We start from the raw sequence: 320 nt of genomic DNA on the forward strand, positions 1-320 counted from the left end.
CGAACCCTGGAATCCAATGGCAGCCTGATCAAACGGCATTGTTCAGGGCCGACTAATTCAGGGTCGGCCGTGGCGCCAGTTTGGAAGCCGGTAGCAGGACCTCGGGTGCGGGTGACCGGTAGCCCAGGGATGAATGTGGGCGCACCGTGTTGTACAAAGCGACGACGGAACGCCCACAGGACCGAAGAGCGCGAAGTTCTTTATCCGTGGCACCCCTGGGCCGGGTGCATCGTCCAGCTTGATGAGGTTGTCGAGAAGAGTGCTGGCGATTGTGTTCGCTGTCGCCACGATAGTGATCCGTCCCGCAGACTGGAACTCCC

1 protein-coding gene is annotated in these 320 nt (G+C 60.6%); it reads right to left on the reverse strand.

What is annotated here, in order from left to right; translation table 11 throughout:
* Positions 1-52 precede the first annotated feature (52 nt).
* A partial coding sequence (locus OC446_RS31210; RefSeq protein WP_410055183.1) for an integrase core domain-containing protein occupies positions 53-320 on the reverse strand: 268 nt, incomplete at its 5' end.

This window comes from Microvirga sp. Mcv34 (genome assembly GCF_024519725.1).
GTDB lineage: Bacteria > Pseudomonadota > Alphaproteobacteria > Rhizobiales > Beijerinckiaceae > Microvirga.